Source organism: Micromonospora sp. NPDC023633 (genome assembly GCF_040640035.1).
Lineage (GTDB): Bacteria > Actinomycetota > Actinomycetes > Mycobacteriales > Micromonosporaceae > Micromonospora.
The window spans coordinates 37,692-52,133 of sequence record NZ_JBFABB010000043.1; the positions used below are offsets into that span (position 1 = coordinate 37,692).

Below are 14,442 nucleotides of genomic sequence, written 5' to 3' on the forward strand. Positions count from 1 at the left end.
GAGCGCGTGGGCGTGGCACGCCGCCCACGCCGGGCTCAACGCGGCGAGCCTGCCGCCTGCACTCAGCTCCATGGTGCCCACCTGCCGGACTTCGGCACGCTCCCGACTCACCCCGAAGAGCCGTGAGCGCCGAATCAGGCTAGGCGTGCCGCCGGGGCCCCGACAAGGACGACCGGGGCCGACCCAGGGTGATTGATGTCAAGGTGAAAAAGCGGCATGTCGACGTAACGCGGCCCTGTGGAGAAGCGCTGTTTCCGGTCGAGGCGGCCACTGTGTTCGGTGCGCCCCGCGCCGCTCCCCCACGCGCGGGCACGGGCTCAGAAGTGGCGCAGCAGATCGGGGAAGGCGGACAGCCGCAGCACCCCCGGGTCGGCCGGATCCAGCTCGTCGTGCTCCAACACCCAGGTGTTCTCGTTGGGGATGAACACGGCGTTCAGCCCGGCGGCGCGGGCGGGCCGGATGTCGGACTTCGGCGAGTTGCCGATCATCCAGGTGACGGCGGGGTCGACGCCGTGCTCCCGGGTCAGCCACCGGTAGGTGTCGACGTCCTTCTCCCGCACGATGTGCGCGGCCCGGAAGTGGTGCAGCAGCCCGGAGGCGTCGAGCTTGCGCTGCTGCTCCTCGCGGTCGCCCTTGGTCAGCAGCAACAGCTCGTGTCGGGTGGCCAGGGCGTCCAGCGCCTCGGCCACCCCGGGCATCAGCTCCACCTGGTGCGCGACCAGGGCCGCCGCCAGGTCCTCGATCTCGCGCCGCTCCGCCTCGGTGGCGGGCCGCTGCCGAAGCCGCTCCAGGCACTCCCCCAGGCTGCGCAGGAACACCTTGCTGCCGTAGCCGTGCGCCACCGCGTTGGCCCGCTCGATGTCGTCCAGGATGGCCCGGGTCTCGGCCCGGTCGAGGGTCGGATGGTCCAGCCACTCCAGGAAGTCGTCGATCACCCGCTCGAACAGGACGTTGTTCTCCCAGAGCGTGTCGTCGGCGTCGAAGACGAGCACCTGCCCGTCGCGGCGACGGGTCGTGTTCCCCATGACTTGTCCTCCCCGTGGTGGCCGGGGGCCACGGTACTGCGGCCCCGCCGGCCCGGTCAGCCGGGTTTCGGCGGGGGCCGCGCCTCCGCTCGCCGCGGCCGCCCGCACGCCCCTGCCGGCCGCGTCGGACGCCGACCGAGTGGCCGGCAGCACGGTGACGACAGGCGCCGTCCGAGCGGGCGGCGGCGGGTCGTCGGGGTCGGCTGGCGGGGCGCCGGTGGCGAGCCGCCGGATGTCCGGGCTCACGGGCCGGCGAGCAGCCTGGCCATGATCATGTCCTCGCGCTGCTCCTGCTTGTCCGGGCGCAGCCGCCCGCCCCGGGTGAGCATGACCGTGCCGTGCAGCAGCGCCCAGCCGAGTTCGGCGAGCGTGTCGGGATCGCGGCCGGCGGCCAGCGGCGCCAGGGCGGCGCGCAGCTCGGCGAAGGCGGCCCCGGGCGCGCCCGGCCCCGGGTCGCGGCCCAGGGTGAGGTCCGAGGTGTGGGCGAGCATCGCGTCGTAGACCTCGGGATTGGCGTACGCGAAGTCTAGGTAGGCCGCCACCACGGCCGGCCAGTCGCCGCCGTCCGCCCCGCCGGTGGTGGTGGCCCGGGCGGCGGCGAGCGCGGCGGCCAGGTCGGCGAAGCCGCGCACCGCCACGGCGGACATGAGCGCGGCCGGGTCCGGGAAACGGCGGTAGAGGGCCTCGATGTCGACGCCGGTCCGCTCGGCCAGCCGGCGGTGGGTCGCCGCCGCCCACCCCTCGGCCTCGGCCAGCTCCCGGGCGGCGAGGACGACGCGCTCACGCTCGGCCGCTTCGGCGTCTGCTCCGTCTGCTGGCGACACCCCGCCGATGCTAGTGAGCGTCACCGCCCGTGCCGGGCTCGCGACGGATTGGCGACTCTCCGGCAGGTGCTTCTCGGACACGACGGCTCCGGCCCGACGGCGGGCGGCCCCGGCCGGGGCCGCCCGCCGTCGGGGGCGTCCCGGCCTCAGCGGCGCAGGGTGAGGATCAGGTCGGCGACCAGGGCCGTCCAGCCGGTCTGGTGCCAGGCGCCCAGCCCGGCGCCGTTGTCACCGTGGAAGTACTCGGGGAAGCAGATCAGGTCCCGCCAGTCCGGGTGGGTCTGGAAGAGCTGGGCGGCGCCGTAGATCGGCCGACGGCCCCAGCCGTCGCGGGTGAACAGCGAGATCAGCCGCGCGGAGAGGTCGTCGGCGATCTCGTCGAGGGTCCGCTTCACCCCGGAGCGGGTCGGATACTCCACCTGGAGGTCGTCGCCGAAGAAGGCGGCGTAGTCGCGCAGCGCGCTGATCAGCAGGAAGTTGGTCGGCATCCAGATCGGGCCGCGCCAGTTCGAGTTGCCCCCGAACAGGCCGCTGGTCGACTCGGCCGGCTCGTAGCCGACGCTGAACTCCTGGCCGCCGAGGGTCACCGAGAACGGCTTGTCGAGGTGGGCCCGGGACAGCGTGCGCAGGCCGTACTCGGAGAGGAACTCGTCGGTGTCGAGCATCCGGGCGAGCAGCCGGACGATCTGCTCCGGGCCGACCATGGACAGCAGCCGGTGCTGGCGGCCGTCGGGCCCGAGCCGCCGGGCGCCGATGACGTCGGCGTACTCGGGGCGGTTGGTGAGGAACCAGCGCAGCCGGGCGTGCAGCTCGGGCAGCCGGTGCAGGGTGCGGGCGGTGAGCCGGGTCGTCGCGGCCAGCGGCAGCAGGCCGACGACCGAGCGGACCTTCAGGGGCACCTTCGTGCCGTCGGCGAGCCGCAGCACGTCGTAGAAGAACGCGTCCTCGGCGTCCCACAGGCCCTGCTCGTACGCGGCGGCGGCGATGTAGGCGAAGTGCTCGAAGAACTTGGTGGCGGTGTCGACCCAGGTGCGGTCGTGCTCGGCCAGCACGACGGCGATGTCGAGCAGGTTCAGCGCGTACATGGCCATCCAGCCGGTGCCGTCGGACTGCTCCAGCACCCCGGCCACCGGCAGCGCCGCCGACCGGTCGAACGGGCCGACGTTGTCCAGCCCGAGGAAGCCGCCCTCGAAGACGTTGTTGCCGCCGGTGTCCTTGCGGTTGACCCACCAGGTGAAGTTGAGCAGCAGCTTGTGCATCACCCGGGCCAGGAAGTCGTGGTCCCGGCTGCCGTCGATCTCGAAGACCTTCAGCGCCGCCCACGCGTGCACCGGCGGGTTCACGTCGCCGAACGCCCACTCGTACGCGGGGATCTGGCCGTTGGGGTGCAGGTACCACTCCCGCAGCAGGAGCAGCAGCTGCTCCTTGGCGAAGCCGGGGTCGACCCGGGCGATGCTGACGCAGTGGAAGGCCAGGTCCCAGGCCGCGTACCAGGGATATTCCCAGGGGTCCGGCATGGAGATCACGTCGAAGCTCGTCATGTGCCGCCAGGCGCTGTTGCGCCCGTGCCGGCGGCCGGAGGGCGGGGGCGCGGAGCCGGGATCGCCCTCCAGCCAGCGCTTGACGTCGAAGTGGTAGAACTGCTTGCCCCACATCAGCCCGGCGATCGCCTGCCGGGCGACGAGTGCCTCGTCCGGGGTCGCGGCGGCCGGGATCACCCCGGCGAAGAACCGGTTCGCCTCCGCCCGCCGGGCCCAGAGGACCGCGTCGAAGCCGTCCCCCAGGTCCGCCGGCGGCGGCGGGGTGCCGCCGGGCGGCGGGGCGGTACGGGTCAGCCGCAGCCGGATGCGCCGCTGCGCCCCGGCCGGCACGTCCAGCACGTAGTGCAGCGCGCCCTTGGTGCCCTCCCGGGCCGGGTTGACCGTCGGGGCCCCGTCGACCACGTGGTCGTTGATGCCGTCCTTCGGGTACGGGGAGCGGCCGGGCAGCCCCCAGAGCCGCTCGGCGTTGGTGTCGTTGTCGCAGAGCAGCGGCGTGGGCTCGCCGTCGCCCTCGAGCAGCAGCTGGCCGAGCACCCGGTGCTCGCCGACGAGCCGCGATCCCTCGCCGACCAGCCGGGGCACCCGCTCACCGCCGGGCAGCCCCCACGCCCAGGTGTTGCGGAACCACAGGGTGGGCAGCACGTGCAGGGTGGCCGCCCGGTCGCCCCGGTTGGCGACGGTGACGACGACGCACATGTCCGTCGGTGTCGCCTTGGCGTAGTCGACGGTCACCGCCCAGTACCGGTCGTCGTCGAAGATGCCGGTGTCGACCAGCTCGTACTCGGTGTCGTCCCGGCCGCGCAGCGCGTTCACGGCGACCAGCTCGTCGTACGGGAAGGCGGCCTGCGGGTAGTGGTACCGCCAGCGCATCCACGAGTGGGTGGGGGTGGAGTCCTCGTACCACCAGTACTCCTTGGCGTCCTCGCCGTGGTTGCCGCCGTCGCCGCCGAGGCCGAACATCCGCTCCTTGAGGATCGGGTCCTTCCCGTTCCACAGGGCGAGGGCGAAGCAGAACGTCTGCCGGTCGTCGCAGACGCCCGCCATGCCGTCCTCGCTCCACCGGTAGGCTCTGGACCGCGCGTGGTCGTGCGGGAAGTAGTCCCAGGCCGTACCGTGCTCGCTGTAGTCCTCCCGTACCGTCCCCCACGCCCGCTCGGACAGATAGGGACCCCATGCGCGCCAGTCCTGCTCCCCGGCGTCGGCCTGAGTCAGCCGGAGCCGTTCGGGGTCGGGCGCGGAGTCGTCGGGGGGTGGCACGTCGGTGATCACTCGCACATCTTCGACGCCACCGGGGGACTTCACCACAGGAGCCATTCTCGTCGTGGCGTGTTGCACCCCGCCGCCGGTGGAGGAAAGTTGATCGACATTCGCTTCGGTCCGCAGGTCTGCGGCGACCTGAGCGGCGGCGCCGCCCGGGAGTGGCTGGTCACCGACGGTCTCGGCGGCTACGCCACCGGCACGGTGAGCGGGCTGCGCACCCGCCGGTACCACGGCCTGCTCGTGGTGGCCGGCGAGACGCCGGCGTCCCGCCGGGTGGGACTGGTCGGCCTGGACCCGGCCGTGCTGTTCCCCTCCGGCGCCCGGGTGCGCCTGGGCGCGCACGAGTGGGCCTCCGGCGACGTCGACCCGCGCGGCTTCGAGCTGCTGGAGCGGTTCGAGCTGACCGACGGCCTGCCCCGGTGGCGCTGGCGCATCGGCGACGTGGTGATCGAGCGGGAGCTGGCGATGACGCACGGTCGCTCCTGCGTGGCCGTGGTGCACCGGCTGGTCTCCGGCGGGCCGGTGCGCCTCGACCTGGCGGCGGTCTGCACCTGGCGGGACGCGCACGGCGAACGGCGCGCCGACGGCCCGGCCCCACGGGTGGAGCCGGTGCCGGGCGGGGCGGTGGTCGAGGGCGCGTTCCGGCTCGCCGGGCCGGACTGGACCCCGCAGGGCCAGTGGTGGCTCGGCGCGCACCACCGGGAGGAGGCGGCGCGGGGCCTGAACCCCGACGAGGACCTCTGGTACGCGGGCCGGTTCTCCGGCGGGCTGGAGCGCCCGGGCGACACGGTGTCGGTGCTCGCCTGGGCCGGCGAGCTGACCGAGAAGCCGCCCCCGGCGACCGAGGTGGTCGCGGCGGCCCGGGCCCGCAACCGGCGGGTGGTGGCCGCGGCGAAGCCGGTCGACCCGGTCGAGGCGACGCTCGCGCTGGCCGCCGACGCGTTCGTGGTCGGCACGGCCACCGGGCCGGACGTGGTGGCCGGCTACCCGTGGTTCGGCGCCTGGTCGCGGGACACGATGATCTCCTACGAGGGGCTGTTCCTCTGCACGAACCGGGCCGACGAGGGCCGGGAGCTGCTGCGGGCGTACGCGGCGACGCTGTCGGAGGGGATGCTCGCCAACACCGCCGACACCGGGCGGGTGGAGTACAACACCGTCGACGCGACCCTGTGGTTCCTGCACGCGGTCAGCCGGCACGTCACCGTCACCGGCGACACCGACCTCGGCGACGAGCTGCTGCCCGCGCTGCACGGGGTGGTCGACGCGCACCTGGCCGGCACCCGGTTCGGCATCGCCGTCGACCCGGCCGACGGGCTGCTCACCCAGGGCGGCACCCCGGGCACGGCGCTGACCTGGATGGACGCCCGGGTGTACGGGGTGCCGGTGACTCCGCGCACGGGCAAGCCCGTGGAGGTCAACGCGCTCTGGATCAACGGGCTGGCCGGCCTGGCCGAGCTGACCGAACTCGCGGGGCGGGACGCGGGCGACCTGTGGCGACTGCACGAGCGGGCCCGCGCCGCTTTCCGGGACCGGTTCCCGGCCCCGACGGGCTGGCTGCACGACGTGGTGGACGCGCCCGCGCCGGCGTACCCGCTGGGTGGGGCCGCGCACCACGACGACGACCTGCTCCGCCCCAACCAGCTGCTGGCCTGGTCGCTGCCGTACGCCCCGCTGGAGCCCGACGAGCCCACCCTGCGCCGGGTCGCCGGCGGGCTGCTCACCCCGCTGGGCCCGCGCAGCCTCTCCCCCGACTCGCCCGAGTTCGTCGGGCGGCACCGGGGCGGTCCGGCGGAGCGGGACGGCGCCTACCACCAGGGCACCGTCTGGCCCTGGCTGCTCGGCCCGTACGCCGACGCCGCCCGGCGGGCCAAGATGCCGGTCGATGACCTTTTCGTCGGCATCGAGGCCCATCTGACCGAATATGGCCTAGGATCGGTGAGTGAGACGGCCGACGGCCTCGCGCCGCACGCCGCTACCGGATGCCCGTTCCAGGCGTGGTCGGTCGCCGAGCTGCTGCGCGCCCGCAGGAATGGCCGGTAGCGCTTTACACGACCGCAACGGCGTCGTCTCCGCTGGTTAGCCAGCCACCAGCAGGATGGGTCCCGATCCAGTCGCGACCGGTCACGGGCACCGCTCCCGTGCCGTCGGCGCGCACTCGGGGACAACTCAAAGGGGGCCGCATGTCACCTGACGCCGACGTGATCGACATCCATCCCGCCCGGCCGCAGCGGGTGCTGATGCTCTCCTGGGAGTACCCGCCGGTCCTGGTCGGCGGCCTCGGCCGGCACGTGCACGCCCTGTCGGTCGCCCTCGCCGCCGCCGGGCACGAGGTCACCGTCGTCACCCGGCACAGCGAGGGCGCACCCCTGGAGGAGTACGCCGACGGCGTCCGGATCCTGCGGGCCGCCGAGGACCCGGTCACCTTCCCGCTGGCCACCTCCTCCCTGCTGGCCTGGACCATGGCGTTCAACCACACCCTCACCCGCGCCGCGTTGCGCGCCACCGAGGCCGGCTCCTACGACGTCATCCACGCCCACGACTGGCTCGTCGCGCACACCGCGACGACCCTGCGCGAGCACCTCGACCTGCCCCTGGTGACCACCATCCACGCCACCGAGGCCGGCCGGCACCAGGGCTGGCTGCCGGAGGAGATGAACCGCACCATCCACGGCGTCGAACACTGGCTGAGCAACGCCTCCGCCCGGGTGATCGCCTGCTCCGGCTACATGCGCGACCAGGTCACCACGCTCTTCGACGTGCCGGCCGGGCAGATCGACGTGGTGCCCAACGGCGTCGACGACCGGGCCTGGCGCGCCCGGCCGGGGGCGGTCACCGCCGCCCGGGCCCGGTTCGCCGGCGACGGCCCGCTCGTCGGGTACGCCGGCCGGCTGGTCTACGAGAAGGGCGTGCAGCACCTGGTGCGCGCCGTGCCGTACCTGCGCGACCGGCACCCCGGGCTGCGGGTGGTGATCGCGGGCGACGGCCCCTACCGCGCCGAGTTGGAGGAGGAGACCCGCCGCCTCGCGCTCGGGCAGACCGTACGCTTCGCGGGCTTCCTGGACTCGACCCGGCTCCCGGCGCTGCTCGGCGCCACCGACGCGACCGTGGTGCCGAGCCTCTACGAGCCGTTCGGGATGGTGGCCCTGGAGGCCGCGGCGGCCGGCGCGCCGCTGGCCGTGGCCCGCACCGGCGGCCTCGCGGAGATCGTCGAACCGGGCGTGACCGGGGTGACCTTCCCGCACAGCGATCCGGGCGCCCTCGGCGAGGCGGTCGACCAGCTCCTCGGCGACGAGGTCTTCGCCAGGCGGGTGGCGCGGCGGGCGCGCACCATGGTCGGCCAGCGGTACGGCTGGGCGACGATCGCCGCCCGGACCGCCGGCACGTACGCGACGGCGTGCCGCGAGCACGGCCCGACGCAGGCCCGACGCGCCGCCGCCCGGCTCGGCGGGGCCCGTCAGAAGATCACCATCCCCGAGGGCAACCTGCTCGCCGTCGGCGGCGCCTGCTGAGCGGCCCGCGCCGCCTCCGCAGTCCGGTGGCCGACAGACCGGCCCCGTCCGCCGCCCGGCACGGCATACTTCCTGCCGGTGCGGCGGAGCCACCCACCCCCTCCCCGCCACCGTCCCTCGTGGACCGTCCGGGCGATGCCCCTGCGCCGCACCGGCGAACTACAGTGGCGTAGTTTTGGCGCTCAAGATCCCTGGGGAGGGTGAGCCGACATGATGGGACCGTCCCACGCGCTGTCCGGCGCGGCGGTGTGGCTGGCCGGGTCCTGGGCGCTGCAGCACTTCGCCGACTACCACCAGTCCCCGCTGGAGCTCGCCGTCGGCACCGCGGTCTGTGCCGGTGGGGCGCTCTTCCCCGACCTCGACCTGTCCGGCAAGGTGACCCGCAACCAGGGCGGGGCGACGGTCGCCCGCACCTTCGGCGTGTTCTCGCTCTTCATCGCCGAGGTGATGGAGAAAATCTCGCTCGGGGTCTACTACGCGACGAAGCTCAGCAAGGATCCGCGCCGCAACAACGGCCACCGGACGCTGACCCACACCATCCCGTTCACCCTGCTGGTCGGCTGGGGCACCACCACGCTCTGCGCCGCGTACGGCAAGTGGGCGGTCATCGGCATCCTGTTCTTCATGTTCGGGCTGGCGCTGCGGGGCCTGTTCGACAAGTGGGCGGAACGCGCCGGCTGGGTCATCGTGACCCTCGCGTCGGCCGCCGCCGCCTGGTACACCTTCGCCAACCTGCCCGGCGGCCGGGGCTATCCGCTGATCGGCACCGCCGTCGGGGTGGGCTGCTTCGTACATATCCTCGGCGACATGATCACCCGGGCCGGGGTGCCCATCCTCTGGCCCATCCCGATCAAGCGCCGGATGTGGACGCCGATCGGGCTGCCGAACAAGATCGCACTGCGGGCCGGCAGCAAGACCGAGGTGGTGGTCGTCCGGGCCGTACTGACCGCGATCTCGGTGCTCGCGGCGGCCGGGCTGGTCGCCCCGTCGGTGCTGCAACGCTTCAACATCGACGTCTGACGGCTCTCCCCGGCCGGTCAGTCCCACGCCTCGGCGGCCCAGCGGGCCAGCAGCTCCAGCACGGGCCGGCGGCCCGCCATCATGCCGGCCTCGTCGCGCGCGTCGTAGTTGGCGCTGATGGCGGAGCGGCCGAGCCGGCCGAGCATCAGGGGCGCCAGCCAGAAGTACTTGGCCGCACCGGTGAGCCGGACGGCCCGGGCCACCGCCTCCGACGCGACGGCGCCGCGCAGCCCCTCGGCGTAGCGGTCGACCACGGTGGCGGCCACCTCGTCGAGCAGCGCGACGTCGACCAGCCCGTCGAGGAAGGTGTCCAGCACCAGGTTGGCCGCGTCCTCGCCGACCGGCCCCGGGCCGACGCCGGACCAGTCCAGCAGCACCGGGCCGCCGGCGGCGAACACCAGGTTCATCGGCCAGCAGTCGTGGTGACAGAGCGTACGGGGCAGCCGGTCGGTGGCGGCCAGCACCTCGTGCCGCCGCTCCCACAGCGCCCGCAGCACGTCGCGCAGGGGGCGCGGCCAGGCGGCGACGGCGACCGGGTGCTCCCACGGCACCGGCGCGGCCACCGGCCGGCTCAGCGTGTAGTCGCGCAGCCAGTCGCGCGCCAACCAGCCCGGCGGGCGACCGCCGGGCAGCAGGTCCCGCGCCTCGGGGTCGCCGAGCCGGCGGGCGTGCCCGGCGCCGAGCCGGACGGCCACCTCGCCGAGGTCGGCGGGCGTGCAGGCGACGCCCGGCCGGCCGACCGCCTCGGACAGCCACAGCGCCACCGAGCCGTCCGGCCGCTCGTCGACCGCCAGCGGCGTCGGCGCGGCCAGCCCGGCGTCGGCGTACGCGGCGGCGGCCAGGCCGCTGCGGTACGCCTCGACCTCGCGGCGCCAGTAGTTCCAGTGCCCCGGCTCGTCGCTGCCGGCCCAGTGCGCCGGCCCGGGGCGGCCCGGCGGGGTGACCAGCTTCAGCACGGCCGGCCGGCCGTCGCGGCGGGTGCGCCAGATGCCGCCGGTCACCCCGTTGAGCGTGTTGTGGGTGAGCTGCTCGGCCGGGACGTCGGCGGGGACGAGGTCGGTCGGCGGGCGGGACGCGGTCACGGGGTCGTGGCACCGCCGGGACGGTCCACCGGGGACGCGGCCGGGGCGATCGTGGCCGGCGGGCCGGGGCGGCGCCAGCGGGCCAGCCACCCGGTCGCCGCCCGCGACCCCCGCACCACGGCCGCGTGGACCACCACCGGGCAGAGCACGACCGCCGTCGTAAGAGACCAGGCCAGCGCCGCGTCGGCGACGACCGCCCCGGTGACGGCCGCGATGCCGGCGACGTACAGGCCGACGAGGAACACGGCCACCCCGCAGGCCGCCAGCGTGCGGGCGAACGCGCCACGGCGGGCGAGGGCGACGTCGCCGATGACGACCGCCGGCACCACCACGAGCAGCACCAGGACGGCACCCGGCAGGGCGGCGTCCAGCACCATGAAGGGCCTGGCCAGTGGCCCGCCCGGGCCGGCGTCGGCGACCAGGGCCAACGCGAGCCGCGCCAAGAGGCCGACCCACCCCTCGGCGACGTACACCAGCCAGGCGGCGACCGCCCCGGCGACGTGCCGGGTCAACGTTCCGATCATCGGCGGGCCTCCCCGGGGCCGGCGGGCCACCAGCCGGCCGGCGTCGCGCGCGGCGACGGGTGCCGCGCCCCGCCGACGCTAGCGGAGGGACCAGCCGCCGTGGGGGCGGGTCAGACGCCGACGCGCTGGGGCGGGACGGTCAGCCCGTAGAGCGCCATCAGTTCCGGGGTGTCGACCCGGCTGCCGTCGGCCACCGAGTCACAGGAGATGTCGACGATCTGGTCCTTGTGCGCCAGCAGGTACGGCCGGGCGCCGACGTCCGCGCTGGCCAGGGTGGCGATGCCGGACCAGTGTCGACGCCCGAACAGCATCGGGTAGCCGCGCAGCCCGTCGTAGGTCGCGCACACCAGCACGTCGGGGTACGGCAGCGCGACCACCCGACGCACGGCGGCGGCGGTCAGGCCGGGCATGTCGACCGGCACCACCACGACCGCCTCGATGCCCTCGTCGTCGAGCGCGGCCAGGCCGGCCCGGATGGACGAGCCGACGCCGGTCCCCCACGCCCTGTTGATCACCACCGTGGCCCGGCTCAGGTCCGCCGTCTCGCGGACCTGGTCGGCCGCGGCGCCGAGCACGACCACGATCCGCTCGCAGCCCGCCTCGGTCATCGTGTCGATCATCTGGTTCACCAGGGGCTTCTTTCCCTGGTGCAGCAGCGCCTCCGGGCCGCCGATGCGACGCCCCCCGCCCGCGGCGATGATCATTCCTGCGATCCGGTTCAGCTGGGCCCCCTCCACCGTGGAGCGGGCCGTGGCGCGAGGGCACGGCCCGCTCCGTCGTACGGACATCGGGAGCAACGAGGACAAGGCGGACCGGGTAGCGGGGCGAAAAGGGAAAATAGTGCAACTGTTACCGGGGCGGAACCTCCCCGGGCCGCGCGTGGGAGGCTGGGCGGACGGTCAGGACGGCGCCCCGGCGGCGGCGACCGCGGCCGGCATCGGGTCGCGGGGCGGACGCGACAGCAGGCGCGCCAGGTCGCCGTGGGTCTGCGCGAGGAACCCGGCGGCCGTGGCGGAGTAGATGGACATGAGCATGGCCGGCTGGAACGGCAGCAGTCCCGGGCCGGCCAGCGCGGAACGCCGCTCGCCCAGCGACACCGGGCGGTAGGGCACCCCCAGCTCAGCGGCGAGACCGGCCGCGGTGAGCGCGACGGGCCCCGTCAGCTCGTACGTGCGGCCGCGGTGCGCGGCGGGGTCGGCGGCGACCCGTACGGCGGCGTCGGCCAGGTCCTGCCGGGCCACCGCCGCCAGCGCCCCCGTGCCGAACGGGGCCGTGACCGCCCCGCCGACCGGGGCGGCCAGCTGACCGAACAGTTCGGCGTAGAGCCCGTTGCGCAGGATCGTCCAACCCAGCCGGCTCTCCCGCAGCCGACGCTCCGTCCACCGGTGCGCGAGCGCGAAGGCCAGGTGGTCGCCGGCGCCGACCAGGCTCGTGTAGACCACGTGCGCCACGCCGTGCCGCTCCGCGGCCGCGATCACCCGGTCGTGGCGGGCGAGGACGACGTCGTCCTCGCCGTAGCCGGCGGAGACCAGCACCAGCACGCGTACGCCCGCCAGGTCCGGCCCCGCCGGGTCGTCGAAGTCCACCACCCGCCCGGCGGCGCCGAAGCGACCGGGGGTACGGGTGCCGGCGAGCGGAGCCAGGCCCCGCTCGACCAGCCCGGCGTGGATGAGGGAGCCCAGGTGCCCGGAGGCGCCGGTGACGAGCAGCATCAGGTGAGCCTTTCGGTGGTACCGAATCGGAACTAGCCTCATCGTCGGGAACCACGGCAGCGGCCACAAGGAGGCACTTCGATGTCGGTAGGGCACACGGCGGTAACCGACGCGCTCGAACCGTGCGGGCTGCCCGAGCACCCGGACTGCGGCATCCGCGACGTGCTCGACCGCATCGGCGACAAGTGGTCGGTGCTCGCGATCGTCGAGCTTTCCTCCGGCGTCCGGCGGTTCCGGGAGCTGCAAAGGGCCATCGACGGCATCTCGCAGCGGATGCTCACCCTGACCCTGCGCCGCCTGGAGCGCGACGGCCTGGTGCTGCGCACCGCGTACCCGACCGTCCCGGTGACCGTCACCTACGAGCTGACCGCGCGCGGCAGGAGCCTGACCCACCTGGTCCGGCAGCTGGCCGACTGGTCGCTGGCGCACAAGGACGCCATCGCCGAGTCGCGGCGCGCGTGGGACGCCGCCAACCCCGGAGCCGGCGTCTCCTGACCCGGGCGGGAGCCGTCACGCCGCGTCGGCGTAGCAGTCGACGACGGACAGGTCCAGCGGGAAGCGGACCGGGGTGTCGCCGAAGATCAGCGCGGCGGCCTGCTCGCCGCACCGGGTGACCGCGTCGGCGACCGCGTCGGCCCGCTCCGCCGGGCAGTGCACGACCACCTCGTCGTGCTGGAAGAAGACCAGCTCGCCGCCGGTGCCGGCGAGCCGGCCGCGCAGCGTCGCCAGCAGGGTCGAGGCCCACTCGGCGGCGGTGGCCTGGATGACGAAGTTGCGGGTGAACCGCCCCCGGGACCGGGCCGCCCGCGCCCGCGGCGACTGCGGATCGCCGCCGCCGTCGGGGAGGTCGGCGTCGGCGTCGCCGAACCCGGCGGTGCCGGGCGGGCAGGTGCGCCCCAGCCAGGAACGCACCAGCCCGCCGGCCTCCCCCGTGCGGGCGGCCGCCTCCACGTAGCCGAAGGCCGTCGGGTAGTTGCGCCGCAGCACCGCCAGCGCCGGCACGGCCGCCCCGCCGGTCTGCCCGTACATCGCGCCGAGCAGCGCCACCTTGGCCCGGGGCCGGTCGCCGCCGAAGGCGTCCTGGGCGAGGGCGGCGTAGAGGTCGCCGGCACCACCGGCGGCGGCGAGCCGGGCGTCGCCGGAGACCGCGGCGAGCACCCTCGGCTCCAGCTGGCCGGCGTCGGCGACCACGAACCGCCAGCCCGGATCGGCCACCACCGCCCGGCGGATCACCTTGGGGATCTGCAACGCGCCGCCGCCCCGGGTCGCCCAGCGGCCGGAGACGACCCCGCCCGGGACGTACTCCGGCTGGAACCGGCCGTCGCGCACCCAGGCGTCGCGCCAGGCCCAGCCGTGCGCCGTCCAGATCCGGTAGAGCTCCTTGTATTCCAGGACCAGCGGCACCGCCGGGTGGTCCACCCCGCGCAGCACCCAGGCCCGGGTGTTGGGCAGTTCCACGCCGGCCCGGGCGAACGCCCGCAACAGCTCCGCCGGGGAGTCGGCGTGCAGCTGGCGTACGCCGAACGCATCGGCGATCCGCGCGGCCAGCTCCGCCAGCCGGCGGGGCGGGCCGCCCACCGGCGACGGCTCGCCGAGCAGCTCGGCGAGGAGCTGGTCGTGCACGTCGGCCCGCCAGGGCAGCCCGGCGGCACCCATCTCCACCGCGATCAGCGCGCCGGCCGACTCGGCGGCGACCAGCAGCCGGAACCGGCCGGGATGCTCGGTCGCGGCGATCCGGGCGAGCTGGTCGGCGTAGACGCGGGTCAGTGCCTCGATGCCGGGGCCGGGCGGGCCGGGCAGGGCGTCGAAGAGCGCGCCCTGGCCGTGGCCGGGCGGCGCGGCCGGGCGGGGCGGCGGGTCGGCCGGCTCGCAGGATGCGCGGCGGGCGGCGTACTCGCCGTCGGCGTGCCGGTGCGGGGCCCGGCTGTCGACGACCAGCACGGCG

Annotated in this window: 12 protein-coding genes; 4 read left to right on the top strand and 8 right to left on the bottom strand. The window is 75.1% G+C overall.

From position 1 onward, the window contains the following. Window positions 1-317: 317 nt before the first annotated feature. The 3 genes from AB0G13_RS15775 to AB0G13_RS15785 all read right to left on the bottom strand — a co-directional run bounded on the left by AB0G13_RS15775 (window position 318) and on the right by AB0G13_RS15785 (window position 4,704). Window positions 318-1,025: an HAD family hydrolase gene (locus AB0G13_RS15775; protein ID WP_357874438.1), complete on the bottom strand. Its 708-nt coding sequence runs from the start codon at window positions 1,023-1,025 to the stop codon at window positions 318-320. A gap of 242 nt (window positions 1,026-1,267) precedes the next feature. Continuing rightward, complete coding sequence (locus AB0G13_RS15780) at window positions 1,268-1,849, bottom strand: TetR/AcrR family transcriptional regulator (RefSeq protein WP_357874440.1); 582 nt, start codon at window positions 1,847-1,849, stop codon at window positions 1,268-1,270. A gap of 146 nt (window positions 1,850-1,995) precedes the next feature. After that, window positions 1,996-4,704, bottom strand: coding sequence for a glucosidase (locus AB0G13_RS15785; RefSeq protein ID WP_357874442.1), 2,709 nt, complete (start codon window positions 4,702-4,704; stop codon window positions 1,996-1,998). A 42-nt stretch (window positions 4,705-4,746) separates the two neighbouring features. Here AB0G13_RS15785 and AB0G13_RS15790 point away from each other — a divergent pair, with 42 nt between their 5' ends. From AB0G13_RS15790 to AB0G13_RS15800, 3 genes are all read left to right on the top strand, one after another. Next, a complete protein-coding gene (locus tag AB0G13_RS15790; protein WP_357874445.1) occupies window positions 4,747-6,690 on the top strand; it encodes an amylo-alpha-1,6-glucosidase in 1,944 nt (647 codons plus the stop codon). Window positions 6,691-6,830: 140 nt separating this feature from the next. Further along, window positions 6,831-8,159, top strand: coding sequence for a glycosyltransferase family 4 protein (locus AB0G13_RS15795; protein ID WP_357874447.1), 1,329 nt, complete (start codon window positions 6,831-6,833; stop codon window positions 8,157-8,159). A 210-nt stretch (window positions 8,160-8,369) separates the two neighbouring features. Further along, on the top strand, window positions 8,370-9,179 hold the full coding sequence (locus tag AB0G13_RS15800; RefSeq protein ID WP_357874450.1) for a metal-dependent hydrolase: 810 nt from the start codon (window positions 8,370-8,372) through the stop codon (window positions 9,177-9,179). A 17-nt stretch (window positions 9,180-9,196) separates the two neighbouring features. On the opposite strand, the gene AB0G13_RS15805 is transcribed toward AB0G13_RS15800, so the two are convergent. From AB0G13_RS15805 to AB0G13_RS15820, 4 genes are all read right to left on the bottom strand, one after another. Further along, window positions 9,197-10,261 (bottom strand): phosphotransferase, encoded by a 1,065-nt coding sequence (locus tag AB0G13_RS15805; RefSeq protein ID WP_357874452.1) that lies wholly within the window; start codon window positions 10,259-10,261, stop codon window positions 9,197-9,199. Further along, window positions 10,258-10,785 carry a hypothetical protein gene (locus AB0G13_RS15810; protein WP_357874455.1) on the bottom strand — a complete coding sequence of 176 codons (528 nt, stop codon included), beginning with the start codon at window positions 10,783-10,785 and terminating at the stop codon, window positions 10,258-10,260. Before AB0G13_RS15810 ends, AB0G13_RS15805 begins: the two co-directional genes overlap by 4 nt. A gap of 110 nt (window positions 10,786-10,895) precedes the next feature. After that, on the bottom strand, window positions 10,896-11,489 hold the full coding sequence (locus tag AB0G13_RS15815) for a nucleotidyltransferase family protein (RefSeq protein WP_357874458.1): 594 nt from the start codon (window positions 11,487-11,489) through the stop codon (window positions 10,896-10,898). A gap of 195 nt (window positions 11,490-11,684) precedes the next feature. Beyond that, window positions 11,685-12,497, bottom strand: a complete 813-nt coding sequence (locus tag AB0G13_RS15820; protein ID WP_357874461.1) for an NAD(P)H-binding protein — start codon at window positions 12,495-12,497, stop codon at window positions 11,685-11,687. Window positions 12,498-12,578: 81 nt separating this feature from the next. Between AB0G13_RS15820 and AB0G13_RS15825 the strand changes: the two genes are divergently transcribed. Further along, on the top strand, window positions 12,579-12,992 hold the full coding sequence (locus tag AB0G13_RS15825) for a helix-turn-helix domain-containing protein (protein ID WP_357874463.1): 414 nt from the start codon (window positions 12,579-12,581) through the stop codon (window positions 12,990-12,992). A 15-nt stretch (window positions 12,993-13,007) separates the two neighbouring features. Here AB0G13_RS15825 and AB0G13_RS15830 read toward each other — a convergent pair. Beyond that, window positions 13,008-14,442, bottom strand: a 1,435-nt coding sequence (locus tag AB0G13_RS15830) for a bifunctional 3'-5' exonuclease/DNA polymerase (RefSeq protein WP_357874466.1), incomplete at its 5' end; no start/stop codon positions are given.

Excerpts from the sequence above, each read along its gene's own strand:
- AB0G13_RS15820 (WP_357874461.1), bottom strand. The coding sequence starts at position 12,497 with ATGCTGCTCGTCACCGGCGCCTCCGGGCACCTGGGCTCCCTCATCCAC.
- AB0G13_RS15815 (WP_357874458.1), bottom strand. The coding sequence starts at position 11,489 with ATGATCATCGCCGCGGGCGGGGGGCGTCGCATCGGCGGCCCGGAGGCG.
- AB0G13_RS15800 (WP_357874450.1), top strand. The coding sequence starts at position 8,370 with ATGATGGGACCGTCCCACGCGCTGTCCGGCGCGGCGGTGTGGCTGGCC.
- AB0G13_RS15785 (WP_357874442.1), bottom strand. The coding sequence starts at position 4,704 with ATGGCTCCTGTGGTGAAGTCCCCCGGTGGCGTCGAAGATGTGCGAGTG.
- AB0G13_RS15825 (WP_357874463.1), top strand. The coding sequence starts at position 12,579 with ATGTCGGTAGGGCACACGGCGGTAACCGACGCGCTCGAACCGTGCGGG.
- AB0G13_RS15775 (WP_357874438.1), bottom strand. The coding sequence starts at position 1,025 with ATGGGGAACACGACCCGTCGCCGCGACGGGCAGGTGCTCGTCTTCGAC.
- AB0G13_RS15810 (WP_357874455.1), bottom strand. The coding sequence starts at position 10,785 with ATGATCGGAACGTTGACCCGGCACGTCGCCGGGGCGGTCGCCGCCTGG.
- AB0G13_RS15795 (WP_357874447.1), top strand. The coding sequence starts at position 6,831 with ATGTCACCTGACGCCGACGTGATCGACATCCATCCCGCCCGGCCGCAG.